Here is a 19,575-nt window from a genome sequence, read left to right on the forward strand (position 1 = left end):
AGGTATGCCGTCAGGTGAGAAACCGGACTGGGACCACGAATACGATGTCGTCGTGCTCGGCAGCGGCGGCGCCGGCCTGACGGCGGCGCTGACCGCGGCGATCGCGGGAGCCACGGTGGGTGTGTTCGAGAAGTCCGACACCGTCGGCGGAACGACCGCTGTGTCCGGCGGGATCGCCTGGATCCCCGCCCACAACCGTTCTCCAGCAGGGGAATTGACGGTAGATGACGCGCTACGGTACCTGCGCGCGCAGTCCTTCGGCTCGATGGACGACGCCCTGGTGGAGGAGTTCGTGCGGACCGGGCCGTCAATGCTCGACTTCGTGGAGAAACACAGCGGCCTGCGCTTTGAGATCGCCGAGGGCTTTCCCGACTATCAGCCCGAGTTGCCCGGCGGACAACCGTCGGGCGGCCGTTCGCTGAGCGCGGCGCCGTTCGATCTCAGCCGGGTCGGCGATTGGGCCGCCCACATCACCGCATTCCCCGCCGACTGGTCCAACGTCGGGTTCGACGCCGAAACCAGGGCACGCCTGCACGCTGATATCGAGCGGTCGGGCGAGTTGTGCGTGGCGGGTACCGCGCTGATCGCCGGTCTACTCAAGGGCCTGCTCGACGTGGGAGTGGCTCCTTGCACCAACGCCGGAGCCACCGAGCTCGTCGTCGACGGCGGAACGGTCACGGGCGTACGGGTCACCGGTCCCGAACAGAGCATGACCGTCCACGCGCGCCGCGGGATCATCCTGGCCACCGGCGGATTCGAATGGGATCCATTGCTGGTCAAGGCTTTTCTACGAGGACCGATGCACGGGGCCGTTTCACCCCCGAACAACGTCGGCGACGGGCTACGCATGGCGATGGCGCTCGGCGCGGATCTAGCCAACATGGGCGAGGCCTGGTGGGTGCCGATCGTGCGCATCCCCGGCGACACCATCGCCGGTAGGCAGCGCAGCCGCAGCGTGCGGCTGGAACGCACCCGCCCACGCAGCATCATCGTCAATAAGGCGGGCAAGCGGTTCGTCAACGAGGCCGGCGAATACAACTCGATGGCCGGCGCCTTTCACTACCTCGATCCTCGCGGCGGCTATGTCAACGATCGCGCCTGGATGGTCTTCGACTCGATTCATCTGCGCAGCTACGGATTTCTCGGTGTCGCACCCGGAGAATCGGTTCCGGACTGGTTCTGCGAGTCGGCCGATCTCGCCGAGCTGGGCGCCAAGACCGGCATCGACGCCGCCGGTCTGACCGGCACCATCGAGCGGTGGAACCGCAACGTCGCCGCCGGCGGCGACCCGGACTTCGGGCGTGGGTCCAGTGCGTACGACGGTTACTGGGGCGACGAGAGGGCCACCACCCTGGCCGGAAAGACGTTGGGGCCCATCGACGCCGCGCCCTTCTACGCGGTACCGGTCTGCGTGGGATCGATGGGCACCAAGGGCGGTCCGCGGACCGATCCCGACGGCCGCGTGTTGCACGTCAGCGGCCGACCGATTCCGGGCTTGTTCGCCGCGGGCAACGCGATGGCCGGGGCGACCGGCCGGGCCTACGGCGGTGCCGGTGGAACCTTGGGGCCGGCAATGGTTTTCGGGTACCGGGCCGGGTACGCGGCGGCGCACAACGTTGCCGAAGGCGAGTCCGTCAGGCCTTGAGAGGCACCTCTACGCACACGTGCGTTCCGGTGGGAGCTTCGAGGAAGACGAAGGTGCCGCCGGCGGCGTCCACCCGTGCCCGGTGCGAAGCAAGACCGATATGGCCCTCCCCCAGCCGCCGCGCCATCGTTTCACCGTTGACCCCCACCCCGTCGTCGGCTACGTTCAGCACACACATTTCGTCGGTGATGCCGAGCATGACCGAGGCGCTCTTGGCCTGCGAGTGATGCACCACGTTGGACAACAATTCCCGGACCACACCGAACACGATCGGATCGATCTCATTGCGGATCGGGTAGTCCACGTCGGTGGTGACCTTGATACCCGAGCGCCGGGCGGTGAATCCGGCCAATTGCTCCACCGCAGGCCCCAGCCCGACCTCTTCCAGAACCGCCGGATGCAACTCGAAGGTAGCCTGACGCAAGCGTTCCGACGCGGTCTGCAACCCCGACAACGCCCGGCTCACCCGCTCGTCGTCGGGGTGATCGAGTTCCAACTCGATGAGCTCCTGCCGCGCGGCCAGCACGTCCTGCAACGGCCCGTCGTGGATGGCCTCGGAAATCCTGCGCTGCAACACTTCCGAGGCAGTCATGGTCTGCGCCAACAACTCCTCACGCAGCGCGCTCAAGCCGGCGACCGAGCGCGCGTGGCGCTCCTCGATGCGCACCACGACCAGCGCGGTGCCACACAGAAACGCATAGAGCGCGAACCGGAAGACTGCTTCGGGCCAGCCGATCGCCCTGACCATTATCGGATCCTCGACGACCGCGAGCGCGAACCCGACCAGGGTGAAGACCAATACCACCGCCGCCCGGCGGGTCGACACGTCGAGGCCCACCAGGACCGGCAACAGGGTCATGATCAGCAGCGGATAGATCCCGTCGGTGGACAGCATCTGATAGCCCGTCAGGGCAACCACGTCGATTGCGGTGAACGCGAACGGTTCCAGTCGGCGCATCCGGACCAGCGGGCCCATGCCCACCCAAGCCCGCGACGGCGCAAAGGCTAGCACCAGCGAGCACAGGGCGATGCCGGCGTAGAGCGTGATCAATACACTTTGCTGAGCCCATTCGGACCGGCGGGTGCCGATGAGCATGGCGGCCATCATCAGCGCAACGACGCCGACCCTCAGCAGAGAAGCGATCCGGTAGGAGCGCAACCGGTGCACTCTGCGCACGCGGTCCAGTTCGACGTCACTGGTCGCCACGAGAACACCGTACTCATCAGACCCGCGGCAAGGGGCCCCAGACTCGGCCAGGAGCAAACATGTCGTGATCGGTGGCGATTACTGAGGCAATTGTGAACGGATCTTTGCCGGCAGCCGCTACACTTTCGCCATGGTCGGCTCTGCGACCCCCGAGAAGGTCCGTGTGGTGGTCGGTGACGATCACCCGTTATTCCGCGAGGGCGTGGTCCGCGCGCTCTCACTCAGTGGCTCGGTGAACGTGGTCGGCGAAGCCGATGACGGTTCAGCGGCCCTCGAATTGATCAAGGTGCACAAGCCCGACGTCGCCCTGCTCGACTACCGCATGCCTGGGATGGATGGCGCCCAGGTGGCCGCCGCCGTGCGCAGCTACGAGTTGCCGACCCGCGTGTTGTTGATCTCGGCGCACGACGAGTCGGCGATCGTCTATCAGGCGCTGCAGCAGGGAGCCGCCGGCTTTCTGCTCAAGGATTCCACGCGCACCGAAATCGTCAAGGCCGTGCTCGACTGCGCCAAGGGCCGCGACGTCGTGGCGCCGTCTCTGGTCGGCGGTTTGGCCGGGGAGATCCGCCAGCGCGCGGCTCCGAGCGCCCCGGTGCTCAGCGCCCGGGAACGTGAGGTGCTCCACCGCATCGCTCGTGGCCAGAGCATTCCGGCCATCGCCGCCGAACTGTACGTGGCGCCGTCGACGGTGAAGACGCACGTACAGCGCCTGTACGAGAAGCTCGGCGTCAGCGACCGTGCCGCCGCCGTCGCAGAAGCGATGCGCCAGAAGCTGCTGGACTGAGCGCCACTGCGTGCGACGCAGTCACTTCTTCAGCGGCAGTTGCACGCAGACGCGGGTGCCGCTGCTCGCCCCGAGAAAGACGAAGGAGCCACCGGCGGCTTCGACGCGGGCGCGGTGCGACGCCAGACCGATGTGCCCCTCCCCCAGGCGGCGCGCCACCGTGTCGTCGTTGACGCCCACTCCGTCGTCGGCGACGTTGAGCACGCACGTGCCGTCGGTGATACCGAGTGTGACCGAGGCGTTCGTGGCCTGGGAGTGCCGTACCACGTTGGACAGCAATTCCCGCGCCACGCCGAACACGATCGGATCGATCGCGTTGCGGATCGGGTAGTCGATGTCAGTGCTCACCTCGATGCCCGAGCGTTTGGCGGTGAATCCGGCCAGTTGCTCTACCGCCGCCCCCAGCCCGACCTGCTCGAGGACCGCCGGGTGCAGCTCGAAAGTCGCTTGCCGCAGACGTTCTGACGCGCTCTGCAACCCGGTCAGCGCACGGCTGACCCGGTCGTCCTCGGGGTCGTCGAGCTGCAACTCGACGAGCTCCTGCCGCGCGACCAGCACGTCCTGCAGCGGCCCGTCGTGGATCGCCTCCGAGATCCGGCGCTGCAACACCTCCGAGGCGGTCATCGTCTGCGCCAGCAACTCCTCACGCAGCGCGCTGAGCGCGGCGACCGAGTGGCTGTGGCGCTCCTCGATGCGCACCGCCACCAATGCGGCGACGCACATGAACGCATAGAGCCCAAAGAGGAAGGCGGTGTCGGGCCACCCGATCGCCCGTTTCTGCAAGTGGTCCTGGACCCCGGCCAGGGCGAAGCCGACCATGGTGAAAAGCAGTATCACCCCCGCCCGCCTGGCCGACATGTCCACCGCCACCAGCACCGGCAACAGGATCATGATCAGCAGCGGATAGACGCCGTCGCTGGAAAGCAGCTGCAGCGCCGTCAGCACGATGACGTCGATCGCGGTGAAGGCGAACGGTTCCATCCGGCCTACCCGGAAGCGGGTGATACCGAGTCGGTGAAAGGGCGTGAACGCCAGTATCAGAGCAGAAACGGTCGCGAATGCGTACAGGCTGACCAGGGCGATCTGACTACCCCATTCGTATCGGGGAGCGGCGACGACCATCGCGCCGATGACGAATGCCAACACTCCGACCCGCAGGATGGCAACGACCCGATATGCGCGCAGTTGATGATTCTTGCGCACTCGGTCGAGCTCCACGTCACCACCGAAAGCCACCGAAACACCGTACTCACCGACTGTTCACACTGGAAAACGAACGCGCCAGCTGCGGGCAGCACGCCGGCCCGATCAGGCCCACCACCACCATGGCGACCGCCAACACAGGACGTCCGCCAAGCGGTAGTGCGCATGCCACCAGGGTCGGCGAAACGACGGCCGCGACCGCGGTGGTCATCGACCAAATTCCTTGATAGAAGCCGCTATTGGCGACCGGCGCGATCCGGTGCTCGACGCCCGCAGCGACGACGAACCAGGCGATCTCGGCCGGTGAACACGCCGCGGTGGCCAATGCGAAAACCGCCGCGGTGTGGGCCAGCACCGCCACTGCCATGCACAGCGCCAGCCAAACCCCCGCGACCGCCATGATGTCCAGCCGCGGCCCGCTCGCCAGTCTGGCGTCAGCCACGGTGTCAGCACCGGCGTCAGGACTACCACGATCCCGGCATTGGCGAACTGCACGAAACCGTAGGCGCCGGCGCCGAGTCCGGAATCAGACATCAACAGCGGCACCGCGGCGAAAACGCCCATCAGCGTCGCCAGGCTCGACACCGCCAGCAGCGTCAGTCGAGGGTCGCAAAGCGCTTGTCGGTAGCCATGTTTCACCTGACCCGCTGGGCGAGCAGAGCCGGCGGGTGGGCAGGCCCTATCGTGGCTGCGCTGTCATCCAGCCCCGAGTGCAGCACCGATCCTGCCTGCGTGCGCTCGCGCAACGAATTGGCGTCAATCGTCACCGCCGACAACGATGGCACTCTCGGGTCGATTGCCGCGCTGGCCGCGAGTTTTCGGGAAACGCGTGATCTCGGGACCGTCACCCTGACGATGAATAAGCTCGCCCAACAACTGAGTCAGACCGTCAACTTCTTGAGAACAGCCGGCGGACTACGTTCCCGGATGGCTCAAATGGCGCACGGAGCCGATGCTCTGGCCGACGGCGGCGCAGCGGTGGCTGATGGGTGCAGCAGTTGGTCGACAGGACCAAGCAGCTAGGGACGGGACTGAGCGACGCGTCCGCATTTCTGCTCGACATCAAGCATGACGCGCATCGTCGGTCCATGACCGGCTTCTATATTCCGGCGCAGTTCATGGGCACCGACGAGTACAGAAGCGGTGCGAAATTCTTCCTCTCAGACGATGGCCACTCGGCTCGGTTTTTTGTCCAAAGCGCACTGAATCCCTTTACCGCGCAGGCGATGGACCAAATCAGCGAGATCATCGACGCCGCGAAGTCCACTCAGCCCAACACTGAACTGGTGGACGCCTCGATCGCGTTGACCGGCATCACCGCCGGACTGAAAGACACACACGACTATTACCAACGCGACATGAAGTTCATCTTCGTCGCGACCGTCATCATCGTGTTTCTCATCCTAACGGCGCTGCTGAGAGCAATGGTCGCTCCGCTGTAGTTGATCGCTTCGGTTCTCATTTCCTACTTCTCGGCCTTGGGACTCAGCGTCATTGTTCTCCAACTGATCCTGGGACAGGACTTACATTGGAGCCTGCCCGGCTTGTCTTTCGTCTGTCTGGTCGCGGTCGGCGCCGACTACAACATGCTGTTGATATCCCGGATTCGTGAGGAATGAGGGATACCTGGACGTCGAGATTCCCGACGGCGCTACCGGTCCATCCCGGAGACAAATCCTCTATCCCGCCGACCCGGGCAGTGTCTATCACATGACAAAAGCCCTCGATCAACTGCTGTTCTATTTCTACAACAAAAACGATCGACTTCGGGTCACAGACCTGCACCAGGGAATTGTCTGGGGCACGAACACCGTACAAACTAAGCGTCATCCGAAACTAATCAATCGTTTCGACTACGACGGCGACTACGGAACAGTGCTCAACCGTTTCCTGATGCAATCGGCGATCGGATATCCGCTGACGGTGCACGGTACGGGCGGGCAGACCCGTGCCTTCATCCACATCACTGACTCCGTTCGCTGCGTCCAGCTCGCGCTGGAGAATCCGCCGGGCAGCGAGGAAAGAGTCAACATCTTCAACCAGATGACGGAAGTTCACAGAATCAGGGATCTGGCGAAGAAGGTGGCTGCCCTCACCGGCGCTGAGATCGCTTACCTGCCGAATCCGCGCAAGGAAGCTGCGGAGAACGACTTGCAGGTGAAGAACGAGCACTTGATTGACCTCGGGCTACGGCCTACCACGCTGAGCGAAGGTTTGATGACCGAACTCGTAGACGTCGCAAAGCGCTTCGCTTACCGGTGCGATCCTGCTCGGGTGCCATGTACGAGCGCATGGCTGGATACTGCGCGTGGCGGAGAGAAGGAGATCGGCGGCGCGTCGATGATTCCGTTGGGCGCTCTCACCTCCGAACTATGAGATAGCGCCCGTCCCCGCACGGATCTTGACGCAGCGGCGCACGCCGCTCCCCTTCCCCGAACGCGAGGTTCACCTGATGCGCATTTCCATCTTCACCGACAATTTCCTGCCGAAAGTCGACGGTATCGTCACAAGGCTCACCATGACGGTCAAGCATCTCACCGCCGGCGGGGATGAAGTGCAGATCTTCTGCCCCGGCGATGCGCCGTCCACCTACCGGGAAGCTGAAATTGTAGGTTTGCCGTCCGTGCGCTTGCCGTCGTACCCGGAAGTGAAATTGGCGCTGCCCACTCACACCATTTCCGCTGCGCTGGAACGCTTTCAGCCGGATGTGATCCACGTTGTCAACGCGTTCGGCATGCTGGGCGTGGGAGGAATCTGGTTAGCCAAGCGCAAGAAAATACCGCTGGTTGCCAGCTATCACGTCGATCTTCTCAAGTACGCCGACTTCTATGGGTGGCCCCGGCCGGTGAAGCGAGCGAGTTGGCAACTCGTCAAGACGGCCCACAACCAGGCGAGGCTGACACTTTGTACCTCGGCGCCGCTTGGGGCAGACCTCCGCGGCAGAGGCGTCCAGCGCGTCACACAGTGGCCACGCGCGGTGGACACCGAACTCTTCCATCCTCACCGCGCGTCGTCGGAGTGGCGCAATCGACTGCTGGGAAACCACAGCGACCATGGCGCACTTCTCCTCTATGTCGGCCGGTTGGCGGTGGAGAAGGAGATCGAACAGATGCGCGTGGTGCTCGATGGGTTGCCTGACGCTCGGTTGGCCTTGGTTGGCGACGGCCCGCACCGAAGACAGCTGGAGAAGTATTTCGCCGGCACCGCAACCACCTTCTTGGGGTACCTACGCGGCGAACAGTTGGCGGCAGCCTATGCCAGTGCCGACGCCTTCATGCTTACCTCCTGTACCGAGACTCTGGGCCTGGTGCTGCTGGAGGCGATGGCTGCGGGCTGCCCCGTGATCGCCGCCAATCGGGGCGGAATTCCTGACGTCGTCCAGGATGGCGTTACAGGTTTTCTGTACGAACCCGACCGTCCCGGAGAGCTACTCGCGCAGAGCAAACGGCTGTTGGCCAATGGCGCGTTGCGCAAGGCGATGAGTCGGTCTGCGCGCCAGGAAGCCGAGCGGTGGGGCTGGACGTCAGCCACGGATCAGTTGCGTCGCAATTATGTGCGCGCCATCGGCGAGAACACCGCGCACGGACGCTTTGCCGACAGCGCCGCCACATCTGGGACGTAATGCCCCCGGCTAACGGGCACGCGCGGATCGAACGTCACCCCTGTTGCGGTGACAGCAGTCTCTCGGCGGCCGCGTAGGGATCCTCGTGCCCGTCGACCACCGATCTGGCGAGTGAGTCGAGGTCGGTGCGGGTCCGCAGTCGGGTCTGCGCCAGCGAAAGGATCTGCGCCCGGGCCCGGGCCAGCCGCCGGGCGCGGTTGTCGGAGCGGTGATGGGCGTCGATGGCGGCCACCAGATCCTCGACTCCCTCAGCCCGGGCCGCGATCAAACTGACGATCGGCGCGTCGGTTTCGGCGCGCAAATCGCGCACGGTCTGCTGGGCGCCGTCGCGGTCGGCCTTGTTCACCGCCACGATGTCAGCGACTTCCAGCAGACCGGCCTTCGCGGCCTGCACCGCGTCTCCGGCTCCGGGGTTGAGGATCACGACGGTGGGGTCCGCAACAGCGGCGATCTCGATTTCGGACTGGCCCACTCCGACGGTTTCCAACAACACGACGGAATAACCGATGGACCCGAGCAGCCGGATGGCGGCAGGAACTGCGGCGGCGAGCCCACCGAGATGGCCCCGACTGGCCACCGAACGGATGAGCACATCGGAGTCGTTGATATGCGCAGTCATTCGGATGCGGTCGCCCAGCAGCGCTCCGCCGCTGAAAGGCGACGACGGATCCACGGCCAGCACCGCAACCCGGTGATCCTGCGCCCGATAGGCACCGACGAGCGCGCCTATCGTCGTCGACTTGCCGGCGCCGGGCGGCCCGGTGATACCGATCACGCGCACCGGCGCGGCGGGCCCGATGGCGGCCAGCACCTCGTCTCGGCGCTCGCCCTCGACGAGACTGAGCAGCCGTCCGGCGGCGCGCGGAGAACCGTTGCGCGCCTTGGCAATCAAGTCGGAGATGTCCAGCATTGCGTCCGTTCGGCCGGGCAGGGCAGTGAGGAAAACCCCATTCTCTCAGCTTCCCGCGAGCAGACGCAAAAGCACTCGAATTCGACTCCATTCGGGTGCTTTTGCGTCTGCTCGCGCCACCATAATGGCAGCGTGAACACAATTGAGGTTCCGGGCGGCAGGGTGTGGTTCAAGCGAGTGGGCGCGGGCGACGGTCTTCCCTTGCTGGTGGTGCACGGCGGACCTGGCCTGCCGCACTACTACCTCAGTGCACTGGAGCGCCTGGCCGACCAACGCGAAGTCATCTTCTGGGATCAGCTTGGCTGCGGCAATTCCGAGCACCCCTCCAACCCCGACCTGTGGACAATGCGGCGCTCGGTAGCCGAAATGGACACCGTGATCCAAGCGTTGGGGCTCAGGGATTTCCACATCTTCGGTAACTCGTGGGGGGGCATGCTGGCACAGCAGTACGTCCTTGACGTGCCCTCGGGTGCCGTCAGCCTCACCATCTCCAACAGCGCCGCTTCGATCCCCGTGTTTGCCGCGAACGTGATCCGGCTGAAGTCCGGACTGGACGCCGCCACCCAGGACGCGATCGATCGCCACGAAGCCGCGGGCACCACCGATTCCGCGGAATACCAGGCGGCGATCACCACCTGGAACGAAACCTACCTGTGCCGCTCGCGGCCCTGGCCGCGCGATCTCTACCGGGCCTTTCAGAACATGGGCGCTGAGATCTTCCAAACGATGTTCGGACCCAGCGATTTTCATATCGTCGGCACCATCCGGGACTGGGATGTGGTTGACCGACTGGGCGAGATCACGCTCCCCACCCTGCTGATCGCCGGCAGGTTCGACGAATGCTCGCCGGAGCACATGCGGGAGATGCACGAACTCATCAGAGGCTCCCGGTTCGAGTTCTTCGACAACACCGCCCACCTGCCGTTCATCGAGGAGCCCGACCGTTTCGACGCGGTGATGCGTGCCTTCCTGGCCCCGCACGACGGGGCTTGATCGCCAGCGAATGCGGGTACAGGTCAGCTGTGGTTGGCTACGAACAATGAAGTTGAGGCGGGATCGTCACAAAGGGGGACACCTTGTTGAAGCGTGAGGTCGGGGCCAGCCTACGGGTCACCGTCACCGACCCCACGACCCTTGAGTTCCAGATCGCGGTGGCGTCGCTACCCGGACTGCAGATCGACGAGTCCTTGACGGTCAACCTGGACGGCAAACCGGTCCCGGTGCGCGAGATTGCCGGTGAGCATGGAACCCGCATCCACACTGCCGATGTCGGCAAGGGCGATCTGCAGGTCGCCTACGAGGCCACGGTGACCGGGCGAGCCGATCCGATCGCGGTCCGCGACCTCGACGTGTCGACGTACCTGCGGCCCAGCCGTTACGCCGAGGCCGACAAGTTCTTCGGCTTCGCGGCCACCGAATTCGGCCGGTACACCAACTCGAAGGTGACGTTACTGGAGAAGGTTTCCTCCTGGGTCGGGACGAGGCTGAATTACGTTCCCGGGTCGAGTGATCCGATCGACGGCGCGACGGATACGCTGCTGGCGGGAGCCGGCGTCTGCCGCGACTACGCACATCTGGTGGTCGCACTGCTGCGCGCGGTCAACGTGCCCGCCCGCCTGGTCGCGGTCTACGCACCGGGTTGTGACCCGATGGACTTCCACGCCGTCGCCGAAGCCCTGATCGACGGCAAGTGGCAGGTGGTGGATGCGACCTGCCTGGCGCCGCGCCAGACGATGCTGCGCATCGCCACCGGGCGCGACGCCGCCGACACCGCGTTCCTGGACAATCACGGGGGCGCCATCGAGTTGACCGAGTCGGTGATCACCGCGGTCACCACTGACCCGCTGCCGCGCGACTCGGTGGAAGACTTAGTCGCGCTGGGCTGAGCTTGCCCGCGCGAGCAGACACAAAAGCACCGCAAACCAAGCGATTTCGGGTGCTTTTGTGTCTGCTCGCCGGGCTTCAGTTTTTGTCGGCGTTGAGCTTGGCCACGATCGCCCGGAAGTCCTCGGTGACGAACGATTGATGCTCGGCCGAAAGCGCATAGTCCAGGCTGGCCAGTACGGCCCGCTCCAGATGGATGTTGAGCACCCGCTTGGTGCTCTCCACCGCCTGCTGCGGCAACTCCACGATCTTCTGGGCGCACTCGACCGCAGCGGCGAACGGGTCGTCGGCCACGTGGTTGGCCAGGCCGAGTTCGACCGCCCGCTCGGCACGAATCCTGGTGCCCGTCAACGCATATTCCTTGGCCAGCAGCAGGCTGATGTGTAGCGGCCAGGTCAACGGACCACCGTCGGCGGCCACCAAGCCCACCTGCACGTGCGGGTCGGCGAGAAATGCGTCCGGCGCGATGTAGACGATGTCGCTGAGCGCCACCAGGCTGCACCCCAGGCCCACGGCCGGCCCGTTGACGGCCGCGATCACCGGGATGCGGCACCGCGCCATACCCAGCACGATCTCGCGTCCGTCTCGAATCGTCTTGGCGCGCAATGCGGCATCTTCGGCCAGCTCGGCCAGGTACGCGAAATCGCCGCCGGCCGAGAAGGCTTTGCCGCTGCCGGTGAGCACAGCGGCCCGGGCCGAAGCGTCGTCGGTGAGTCGCTGCCACAACCGCGCCAGCCCGACGTGCAGACTGTCGTTGACGGCGTTGAGGTCATCCGGCCGGTTCAGCGTGATGATCCGCAACGGCCCGTCGGCGCGCACGTCGATTTCGCTTGGCATGTCATACATGTCAGACTCCCAGTCCCAGGATTCGCGAGGCGATGATGTTCTTCTGTATCTGTGATGTCCCGCCCATCACACTCTGCGCACGGCTGTACAGGTAGGCGCCGAACAGTCCGGGGTCACGGGTGCCGCCGACCGCCAGCGCAGCGTGTCCAACGGACTGTTCCACCCACGTCATCAGCAGCTTGTCCAACGAACCTTCCGGGCCGTGGGACACCCCGTCGAGTTGCTCGGACAGCCGACGACGCACGTGATGGGTCAGCATCTCCGCCTGCACCGCCGCCCAGGACACTTCGTCAGACGGCTCGCCGTCGCTGCGGGCTACCAACTCGGCGACCAGCTTGTTGTAGCGGGCCGCGTAACCGAGGGTGGACGGCTCACGTTCGTGCCCGACGACCGTCATGGCGACGGCCCACCCGTCGCCGGGGGCACCGACCATGCGATCAGCCGGCACGGTGGCGCCGTCGAAGAACACCTGACCGAATTCGTTGGTCACGCCGTTGATCATCTGCAGCGGACGTTGTTGCACGCCGGGCTGTTTCATCGACAGCACGAAAGCCGACAGACCGCGGTGACGTTTGGCATCGGGGTCGGTGCGGGCCAGCAGCAGGCACCAGTCGGCGACGTCGGAGTAGCTGGTCCAGATCTTGTGGCCGTGGATCACGTAGTTGTCGCCGTCGCGGGTCGCGGCAGTGGTCAACGACGCCAGGTCCGAACCCGACCCCGGCTCGCTGAATCCCTGACACCATCGCTCGGAACCGTTGATGATGCCGGGCAGGAAACGTTGCCGCAGCCCGTCGCTGCCGTGGCGGCCGATCCCCATGACCAGATAGCCGACACTGGGACGCAACGGAGCGCCGGCGCGGGCCAGCTCCTCGTCGACGATGACGTCGTAGACCGGCGGCAGCTCGAACCCCCCGTAGTCACGTGGCCAGGACAGCCCGAAGAAGCCTTCCTCATAGAGCGCGCGGTGCCAGTCTGCCTGGCGGGCCCAGTACTCGTCTCCCGAGCCACTGAACTCGTTGGCATGCAACGATAGCCACTCGCGAAGCCGCTGCCGGAACTCGGCCTCCTGCGGCGAGTCACGAAAGTCCACGGCCGACCTCCTTCAGGGTGACCGGCCACAGCTCGGTCGACGTCAGCGCCCGGCGCAGGTACACGTGCACCAGGCATTCCCAGGTGTTGCCGATGCCGCCGTGCACCTGTATCGCCGTCTCGCACACCGTTCTGGTGGCCCGGGCACAGTAGATTTTCGCCACCCGGGCGGCGTGGATCGCGGCGGCCGAATCCAACTCGTCCACCGCCCAGGCGGCGTGCCGCAGGATGCTGACCGAGCCTTCGATCAACGCCAGGCTTTCGGCCAGCAGGTGGGCGACGGCCTGGTATGACCCGATCGATTTGCCGTACTGTTCGCGGATCTTGGCGTAGTCGCACGCGAGCGCGTGGGCGCCGCGGGCACAGCCGACCAGGTCCGCGGCCGTGCCGACCAACGCCAGGGCCACCCACCGGTCGGCAACCTCGGCGGGCACCTCGCCCAGTTGCGTTGACCCGCCGGCCAGTCCGGTGCAGGTGCGGGTCAGGTCCGCACCATCGCCGTCACCCTCGAACTCGACGGCCAGCAGCGTGGTGCCCGAGAGCAGCAACGCGCGCCGATAGCCCCGGGTGTCGAAGGCGATATCACCGACCGCCACGGTCGCGGCGCCGGCACCGGCACCGGCACCGGCACCGGAGGCTTCCGCACCCGGGAGATGACGCGCCAGATCGTCGGCAAGCACCGGCCCGAGAAACGGCGCATCGACCAACCGGCGGCCGAATTCCTCGGCGACTAAGGCGACTTCAACCCCCGAGGCCCCGTCCGATCGCAGCGAACGCCAGCCCGTCTGTTCAATCCGCTTGTCCAGACGGGCGATCCGGGCCTGGTCGGCCAACTCTTGCACACTGCCGGGGCCGAGGTCGTCAGCCATTCTGGCCGCTGCGTCGCGCAACTGCTGTTGTTCAGCGGTCAGACGTACATCCATAACTCTCCTTGAGCACTCTGCGCAGCACCTTGCCCGAGGGCAGCCGCGGAATCTCGGCCACGAACGCCACCCGACTCAGGCGTTTGTAGGACGCGAGTTTCGCATCCACCCAGGTAATGAGTTCCTTGGCATCGACCGGGACGTGGGTGGCGACCGCGGCGATCACCGCTTCGCCGTTCGCGCCGTCCGGGACGCCGAAGACCGCGCAGTCCTTCACCGCCGGATGGCCGTGCAGCACGGTTTCGATTTCGGCGGGGGCGACCTGGAAGCCGCGGACCTTGATCATTTCCTTCAAGCGGTCGGTGATCCGCAGCCAGCCTGCGTCGTCCAGTGATCCGACGTCCCCGGTGCGATACCAGCCATCGTCGGAGACCTCGGCGGTCGCCGCGGCGGGCAGATAGCCTGCCATGAGCGAATCGGCCCGCGCCTGGATTTCACCGACCTCGCCGCGACCGACGGGCTCGCCGGTGTCCAGCGAAACCACCCGCAGCCGCACGCCGGGCACCGCGCGTCCGACGGAGTCCAGGCGCGCACCGCACAACGGGTTGCAGGCGATCACCGGCAGCTCGGTGGTGCCGTAGGCCGGAACCCAGCCGATACCGGTGCGACGGGTCACCGTCTCGGCGATGCTGGCGGTGACCGGCGTGGCGCCCCACATGATGTACCGCAGCGACGACAGGTCGTAGGACTCCAGGCCGGGGTGCGACGCGATGGCCAACGCGATCGGTGCGACCGCCATTTCGATTGTGATGCGGTCGGTTTCGATGTGCCGCAGCATTCGGTCGATGTCGAAGCGCGGATGCAACCTGACGGAAGACCCGGTGCGCAGCGCGGTGATGATATTGAGCAGACCGAGAATGTGCGACGGCGGGGTGGTGACCTGCAGGCGGTCCCGCTCGGTCAATCCCAGCGCGTCGCGCCAATGCCGCACCGCCGCGTCCAGCGAAGCATGGGTGTGCCGAACCGCCTTCGGCAGCCCGGTGGTGCCGGAGCTGAACACCAGCACGGCATCTCCGTCGGGCGGGCTCGGGGTGGGTTCGGGTGTGGCCGGGACGGCTGGTTCGTCCAGATGCAGCATGGACATCAGGCCGGCGAGCACCGGATGGTCGCCGACCGCGTCGGCGGGGTCGGTCAGAGCCAGCGCGTGCTCGACCTCGTCGTGTTTCCAGGCCGGGCTGATCAGCACCGCCGCCGCGCCGACCCGCCAGATCCCGCGCACGGCGGCAATGAACTCGGGCCGGTTCGAGGCCATCAGCGCGACGCGCTGACCGGCCATGACACCTCGCTTGCGCAGGCTTCCGGCCAGACTGTCGGTCAACCCATCGAGTTCCGGCAGGCGCAAGCGCCGATCCCCGAACACGAGCGCGGCCGGTTCGGTCACGTCTCGATCCTTCCGGCGGTCTTGAGAAGGTCCTATCTTCTAGTGAGAATAGTATTCTCAATGGAGAAGAATACAAGTGGGTGGAAGGTGCGTATGACGGATGCCGCCGTGGTGACGATTCACCTCGACCGCAGGAAAGTATCGGTGCCGCTGGTGCCCGGCGAGACGCTGCTGGAAACCGCGCGGCGGGCCGGGCTGGATCCACCATTCAACTGCGAGGCCGGCAACTGCGGCACCTGCATGGCCCGGCTCAGCGAGGGCAGTGCGACCATGCGCGTCAACGATGCGCTCGATGACGACGAGGTGACCGACGGCTACATTCTGACGTGCCAAGGCATTCCGGATACCACGCCGATCACCGTTCACTACGAGTAGTCACGAAAGGCCAGCGACTATGGCGAAAGGCATCATCTACGTCGAAACCTATCCGAGTTCGCCGGACCGTGAACAGGAGTACAACTCGTGGTACGACGACATCCACCTACCGGAGCTGGTGGCTGTCGACGGGATCGTCTCGGCGCGCCGGCTGCGACCGGTCGACGACGAAGGGCCCTACGTCGCGCTGTATGAGATCGAGGGTGACGATCTGCAGGCGGTCCTGGCCGGCATGAGCGAGGCCAGGCTGACCATGTCGAGCGCCCTGCAACTCGATCCGCCACCGATACCGCGGCTGCTCGAGGTGATCGCCGAGTGTGACTCGGAAGGCTAGGCGAGCGATCCCGAAGCGACGACCTCCTGGGGTGTGAACACCACGCACCGCCCGGTGGCCGTCGCGTCTACGTCCCAGCGCAGCGTGGCTGTGCCGGAGAGCTGAAGCGTGGCGCCGCTGTCGAAGTCGACGAACAACAGGGCGGCGGTGGGGTCGCTGAACAGGTTCCCGAAGCTGTTGAACATGTTGTTGCCCGGGTAGTCGGGCCATGACAGCCGACCGGAAACTACGCGGACGAAACCGGCCGGACCACCGCGGTGCGATGCGTCGTTGCCGGATTCGGGATGGGTGGTGCCCAGGAAGAACGTGTCGGCGGCGTGCACCAGTTCGATATCTTGCGGCCGTAACACGTTGCCGTGGAACATGTTCAGCTGGCTGTCGCCGGAGTGTCGGCGCAGCTGGCGCGGGTGGATGTATTGCGGGCAGTTGCCGTAGGCCTGGTCCACATCGATCGCCAGCGCACCGGAGTCGGCGGTAGACAGCATGCCGTTAATGCGCAGGCGACGGCGCGTCGAGAAGTCCATCACCACCAGACCGACCGGCTGGTTACCGGGCAACTCGCGCAACGGGTCCGCCGCGGGTGGCGTTGTCGCGATCAGCAGTCGGGTAGGCGAGACCACCTGCAGAAAGCCGGGGTCGCCGACCAAGGGCGATATCCAAAGCCGTCCCGCTGCGTCGCGGGCGCTCAGCGCGGCGAAATTGGCCTTGGCGAGGAAAGCGCTCGCACCGGCGCGCAACTCGCCATCAGCGACCATCGGCGCCAACCGTGCCGCAGCGTCCTGCACGCCAGCCTGTCGTTGCACGGCGAGTTCGCCGGTGTGGAAGCCGACCGCAGCGGCTCGATGAGACACAGGACCAGCTCCCTCGTTGTGCATGAAGGAACTGCGATCGCCCGGAAAGTATTCCACGGTGGGCGGCGCTCAGCACCCCAGCCGCGGGGGTGGCCGATAGCCGGGCTGATAGCCCTTGATCTGGATCGGGCTGCCGACCAACCGGAAATCGCCCGCCTGCACCACCACTTCCGGTGTCGCCGTCAATGCCTCGGGCAGTGTCCGTACCGCCGCCGCCGGCACGCCCAGGGGGCGCAGTCGCCGTTCCCAGTGTGCCGCGGTGTCGGTCGCCAGTGCCGCGGTGACCACGGCCAAGACATCGTCGCGCTGAGCCACCCGTTGTGTCATCGTCTCGAAGCCGTCGACGCCGGCCTCGGCGGCGAATGATTTCCAGAATCCGTCATGCGTGATGAACAGGGCCAGATATCCGTCAGCAGTCGGAAAGAGTTGAGCGGGAACGTAGTACGAGTGGGCGCCAAAGGGACGCCGCTGCGGCTCGACGCCGCCGTTGAGATAGGCTGCCGCATGGTAATTCAGCTGCGAGAACATCACGTCGCGCAGCGACACATCCACCTGTCCACCGCTGCCCGAGACGATCTTGGCCAAAAGACCCAGCGCCGCGCACATTCCGGTGGAGTTGTCGGCCGACGAGTAGCCGGGCAGTGTCGGCGGACCGTCCGGATCGCCCGTCAGCGCGGCAATGCCGACACCGGCCTGCACCACGTAGTCGAACGCCGGATCGTCACCGCCATTCAGCCCGAAGCCGGTGATCGCGACGCATACGATCTTGTCATTATGGCGCCGCAGCGCCTCGTAAGTCAGTCCCAGCCTGTGTATGGCCGATGGCTTCAAATTCACCAGCAGCGCATGCGATCTCACGACCAGCTCACCCAATCGCTGTTGCCCGTCCGGCGAGTTGAGGTCGAGGCAGATGCTGGACTTGTTGCGGTTGAGGCTGGCGAAGTAGCTGTCGGAGACTCTGCGGGAGATCTCACCGCCGACCGGCTCGATCTTGGTGACATCCGCGCCCAGATCCGCGAGCAGCATGGTGGCGTACGGGCCGGCCAGCATGGTGCCGACTTCCAAGATCCGGATGCCTGCCAGCGGTCCCTCCCCCTCGCGAGCAGACGTGAAAGCACCCTGGAACACGTGTTCCGGAGTACTCTTGTGTCCGCTCACCGCCACTCCGCGGCCAATTCGGCGATCATCTCCCGCGTCCGGCGTTTCGACGCGATCAGTTCGTCGCGATTGTCACCGATCGGCAGCAGCCGCACCGACAGATCGGTCACACCGGAGTCGGCGAAGCGGCGCATCCGGGCCAGAATCTGCTCGGGGTCGCCGGCCGCGCACAGATCACCGACGTCGCGGGCGTCGCCGCGTTCGAGCAATCGCTGATAGTTCGGCGACACCTCCGCCTCCCCCAGAATGCGGTTGGCCCGTTCCTTGGCCGCATCGACTTCCCCAGGGGCGCAGAGGCATACCGGGATGCCCGCGACGATCCGGGGCGCCGGGCGACCGGCGGCCGCAGCGGCCTTGGTGATCTTCGGCGCGATGTGATCACCGATCGCGCGTTCGTCAGCCATCCACAGCACGGTGCCGTCGGCCAGCTCACCGGCCAACTGAAGCATCACCGGCCCCAGCGCGGCCACCAGCACCGGCATCGGGGGGTCGGCCGCCAGCACCGTCGGGTTGTGCACGGTGAACGAATCGTTCTCGACGTCAACAGATCCCGTTCCCGCCGTGGCCGCGTTGAGCACCTGCAGGTAATCGCGGGTGTAGGCGGCCGGCTTCTCATACGGCAGGCCGAGCATGTCGCGGATGATCCAGTGGTGGGACGGTCCGACGCCCAACGCCAGCCTGCCGGCGGCCACCGCGTGCGTCGAGAGCGCTTGGCGGGCAAGCGCAATCGGATGCTGGGCCTGCAGCGGCACCACCGCGGTGCCCAGCTCGATGCGTGAGCTGTGCGCGGCCATCAGCGACACCATGGTCAGGCAGTCGAAATCATCGGGCACCTGCGGCATCCACGCGGTGTCCAGTCCGGCGGATTCGGCCCACTCGATGTCGGCGACCAGCTTGGCCACCTTGCGGGTCATGTCGCCTCGCTCGGCGCCGATCATCACTCCGACGCGCACGGTTCCTCCTGCACTGGTTCGGCCGTCCCGGTGAGCGCGCGGATGTCGCGCACCAGAACGTCCAGTGCCGTTCCGGTGGGAAAGACCGCCGCCGCGCCGGCGGACAACAGCTTGGGCACATCGGCGTGCGGGATGGTGCCGCCGACCACGACGGCGATGTCCGCGGCATCGGCGGCGCGCAGCGCCTCGACGGTGCGCGTCGTGAGCGCCAGATGCGCGCCGGACAGGATGCTCAAACCCACCACGGCGACGTCCTCCTGCACCGCGATGGACGCGATGTCTTCGATGCGCTGCCGGATTCCGGTGTAGACGACCTCGAAACCCGCGTCGCGCAGCGCACGGGCGACGATCTTGGCACCACGGTCATGCCCGTCCAAACCGGGCTTGGCGACCAGAATCCGGGCGGCCAC

The 19,575-nt window shown here is 65.8% G+C and carries 20 protein-coding genes and 1 pseudogene; 9 read left to right on the top strand and 12 right to left on the bottom strand.

Translation table 11 applies throughout. The features are described from left to right. Positions 1 to 4: 4 nt before the first annotated feature. Positions 5 to 1,645: an FAD-dependent oxidoreductase gene (locus JX552_RS26685; RefSeq protein ID WP_205874783.1), complete on the top strand. Its 1,641-nt coding sequence runs from the start codon at positions 5 to 7 to the stop codon at positions 1,643 to 1,645. Here the strand turns inward: JX552_RS26685 and JX552_RS26690 are convergent. Further along, the gene (locus JX552_RS26690) at positions 1,635 to 2,852 is read right to left on the bottom strand and encodes a sensor histidine kinase (RefSeq protein ID WP_205874784.1); all 1,218 of its coding nucleotides are present in this window, start codon (positions 2,850 to 2,852) and stop codon (positions 1,635 to 1,637) included. The two genes, JX552_RS26685 and JX552_RS26690, sit on opposite strands and share 11 nt — an antisense overlap. Positions 2,853 to 2,982: 130 nt before the next feature. On the opposite strand from JX552_RS26690, the gene narL reads away from it, so the two are divergent. Then, on the top strand, positions 2,983 to 3,636 hold the full coding sequence (gene narL, locus JX552_RS26695; protein WP_205874785.1) for a two-component system response regulator NarL: 654 nt from the start codon (positions 2,983 to 2,985) through the stop codon (positions 3,634 to 3,636). A gap of 21 nt (positions 3,637 to 3,657) precedes the next feature. On the opposite strand, the gene JX552_RS26700 is transcribed toward narL, so the two are convergent. Together JX552_RS26700 and JX552_RS34310 are read right to left on the bottom strand one after the other, a co-directional pair. Then, the gene (locus tag JX552_RS26700; RefSeq protein WP_205874786.1) at positions 3,658 to 4,872 is read right to left on the bottom strand and encodes a sensor histidine kinase; all 1,215 of its coding nucleotides are present in this window, start codon (positions 4,870 to 4,872) and stop codon (positions 3,658 to 3,660) included. 13 nt (positions 4,873 to 4,885) lie between these two features. Continuing rightward, on the bottom strand, positions 4,886 to 5,281 hold the full coding sequence (locus JX552_RS34310) for a hypothetical protein (protein WP_205874787.1): 396 nt from the start codon (positions 5,279 to 5,281) through the stop codon (positions 4,886 to 4,888). Between the two features lie 547 nt (positions 5,282 to 5,828). Here JX552_RS34310 and JX552_RS26710 point away from each other — a divergent pair. From JX552_RS26710 to JX552_RS26725, 3 genes and pseudogenes are all read left to right on the top strand, one after another. Further along, positions 5,829 to 6,458: pseudogene (locus JX552_RS26710) on the top strand (MMPL family transporter). Then, positions 6,448 to 7,215, top strand: a complete 768-nt coding sequence (locus JX552_RS26720) for an NAD-dependent epimerase/dehydratase family protein (RefSeq protein WP_205874790.1) — start codon at positions 6,448 to 6,450, stop codon at positions 7,213 to 7,215. Before JX552_RS26710 ends, JX552_RS26720 begins: the two are co-directional and overlap by 11 nt. A 76-nt stretch (positions 7,216 to 7,291) precedes the next feature. Continuing rightward, a complete protein-coding gene (locus JX552_RS26725) occupies positions 7,292 to 8,461 on the top strand; it encodes a glycosyltransferase family 4 protein (RefSeq protein ID WP_205874791.1) in 1,170 nt (389 codons plus the stop codon). Positions 8,462 to 8,495: 34 nt separating this feature from the next. Here JX552_RS26725 and JX552_RS26730 read toward each other — a convergent pair whose 3' ends face one another. Beyond that, positions 8,496 to 9,368 (bottom strand): ArgK/MeaB family GTPase, encoded by an 873-nt coding sequence (locus JX552_RS26730; RefSeq protein WP_205878708.1) that lies wholly within the window; start codon positions 9,366 to 9,368, stop codon positions 8,496 to 8,498. Positions 9,369 to 9,503: 135 nt separating this feature from the next. Here JX552_RS26730 and JX552_RS26735 point away from each other — a divergent pair, with 135 nt between their 5' ends. Both JX552_RS26735 and JX552_RS26740 read left to right on the top strand, forming a co-directional pair. Then, a complete protein-coding gene (locus tag JX552_RS26735; protein WP_205874792.1) occupies positions 9,504 to 10,364 on the top strand; it encodes a proline iminopeptidase-family hydrolase in 861 nt (286 codons plus the stop codon). An 86-nt stretch (positions 10,365 to 10,450) separates the two neighbouring features. Then, complete coding sequence (locus JX552_RS26740; RefSeq protein WP_205878709.1) at positions 10,451 to 11,257, top strand: transglutaminase-like domain-containing protein; 807 nt, start codon at positions 10,451 to 10,453, stop codon at positions 11,255 to 11,257. A gap of 76 nt (positions 11,258 to 11,333) precedes the next feature. On the opposite strand, the gene JX552_RS26745 is transcribed toward JX552_RS26740, so the two are convergent. The 4 genes from JX552_RS26745 to JX552_RS26760 are packed head-to-tail and all read right to left on the bottom strand — an operon-like array spanning position 11,334 to position 15,494. Then, complete coding sequence (locus JX552_RS26745; protein ID WP_205874793.1) at positions 11,334 to 12,101, bottom strand: enoyl-CoA hydratase/isomerase family protein; 768 nt, start codon at positions 12,099 to 12,101, stop codon at positions 11,334 to 11,336. Position 12,102: 1 nt separating this feature from the next. Then, on the bottom strand, positions 12,103 to 13,191 hold the full coding sequence (locus tag JX552_RS26750) for an acyl-CoA dehydrogenase family protein (RefSeq protein ID WP_205874794.1): 1,089 nt from the start codon (positions 13,189 to 13,191) through the stop codon (positions 12,103 to 12,105). Further along, positions 13,178 to 14,113, bottom strand: a complete 936-nt coding sequence (locus JX552_RS26755; protein WP_205874795.1) for an acyl-CoA dehydrogenase family protein — start codon at positions 14,111 to 14,113, stop codon at positions 13,178 to 13,180. Before JX552_RS26755 ends, JX552_RS26750 begins: the two co-directional genes overlap by 14 nt. Beyond that, positions 14,091 to 15,494, bottom strand: a complete 1,404-nt coding sequence (locus tag JX552_RS26760; RefSeq protein ID WP_205874796.1) for a class I adenylate-forming enzyme family protein — start codon at positions 15,492 to 15,494, stop codon at positions 14,091 to 14,093. Before JX552_RS26760 ends, JX552_RS26755 begins: the two co-directional genes overlap by 23 nt. A 60-nt stretch (positions 15,495 to 15,554) precedes the next feature. On the opposite strand from JX552_RS26760, the gene JX552_RS26765 reads away from it, so the two are divergent. Both JX552_RS26765 and JX552_RS26770 read left to right on the top strand, forming a co-directional pair. After that, complete coding sequence (locus tag JX552_RS26765) at positions 15,555 to 15,869, top strand: 2Fe-2S iron-sulfur cluster-binding protein (RefSeq protein WP_431195895.1); 315 nt, start codon at positions 15,555 to 15,557, stop codon at positions 15,867 to 15,869. A gap of 19 nt (positions 15,870 to 15,888) precedes the next feature. Continuing rightward, complete coding sequence (locus JX552_RS26770; protein WP_205874798.1) at positions 15,889 to 16,203, top strand: DUF4286 family protein; 315 nt, start codon at positions 15,889 to 15,891, stop codon at positions 16,201 to 16,203. Here the strand turns inward: JX552_RS26770 and JX552_RS26775 are convergent. The 4 genes from JX552_RS26775 to JX552_RS26790 form a co-directional block, all read right to left on the bottom strand. After that, entirely contained in the window at positions 16,200 to 17,054 is an 855-nt protein-coding gene (locus JX552_RS26775; RefSeq protein WP_241010739.1) for a pyridoxamine 5'-phosphate oxidase family protein, read from the bottom strand. The two genes, JX552_RS26770 and JX552_RS26775, sit on opposite strands and share 4 nt — an antisense overlap. Positions 17,055 to 17,123: 69 nt before the next feature. Continuing rightward, the gene (locus JX552_RS26780; protein ID WP_277396101.1) at positions 17,124 to 18,182 is read right to left on the bottom strand and encodes a CaiB/BaiF CoA transferase family protein; all 1,059 of its coding nucleotides are present in this window, start codon (positions 18,180 to 18,182) and stop codon (positions 17,124 to 17,126) included. Positions 18,183 to 18,208: 26 nt separating this feature from the next. Then, entirely contained in the window at positions 18,209 to 19,165 is a 957-nt protein-coding gene (locus JX552_RS26785; RefSeq protein ID WP_205874800.1) for an LLM class F420-dependent oxidoreductase, read from the bottom strand. Then, entirely contained in the window at positions 19,150 to 19,575 is a 426-nt protein-coding gene (locus JX552_RS26790) for a cobalamin-dependent protein (RefSeq protein WP_205874801.1), read from the bottom strand. The genes JX552_RS26785 and JX552_RS26790 overlap by 16 nt, the downstream gene beginning before the upstream one ends.

The organism is Mycobacterium gordonae, assembly GCF_017086405.1.
Classification (GTDB): Bacteria; Actinomycetota; Actinomycetes; order Mycobacteriales; family Mycobacteriaceae; genus Mycobacterium; species Mycobacterium gordonae_D.

Excerpts from the sequence above, each read along its gene's own strand:
- JX552_RS26685 (WP_205874783.1), top strand. The coding sequence starts at position 5 with ATGCCGTCAGGTGAGAAACCGGACTGGGACCACGAATACGATGTCGTC.
- narL (WP_205874785.1), top strand. The coding sequence starts at position 2,983 with ATGGTCGGCTCTGCGACCCCCGAGAAGGTCCGTGTGGTGGTCGGTGAC.
- JX552_RS26725 (WP_205874791.1), top strand. The coding sequence starts at position 7,292 with ATGCGCATTTCCATCTTCACCGACAATTTCCTGCCGAAAGTCGACGGT.
- JX552_RS26745 (WP_205874793.1), bottom strand. The coding sequence starts at position 12,101 with ATGTATGACATGCCAAGCGAAATCGACGTGCGCGCCGACGGGCCGTTG.
- JX552_RS26755 (WP_205874795.1), bottom strand. The coding sequence starts at position 14,113 with ATGGATGTACGTCTGACCGCTGAACAACAGCAGTTGCGCGACGCAGCG.
- JX552_RS26765 (WP_431195895.1), top strand. The coding sequence starts at position 15,555 with ATGGAGAAGAATACAAGTGGGTGGAAGGTGCGTATGACGGATGCCGCC.
- JX552_RS26770 (WP_205874798.1), top strand. The coding sequence starts at position 15,889 with ATGGCGAAAGGCATCATCTACGTCGAAACCTATCCGAGTTCGCCGGAC.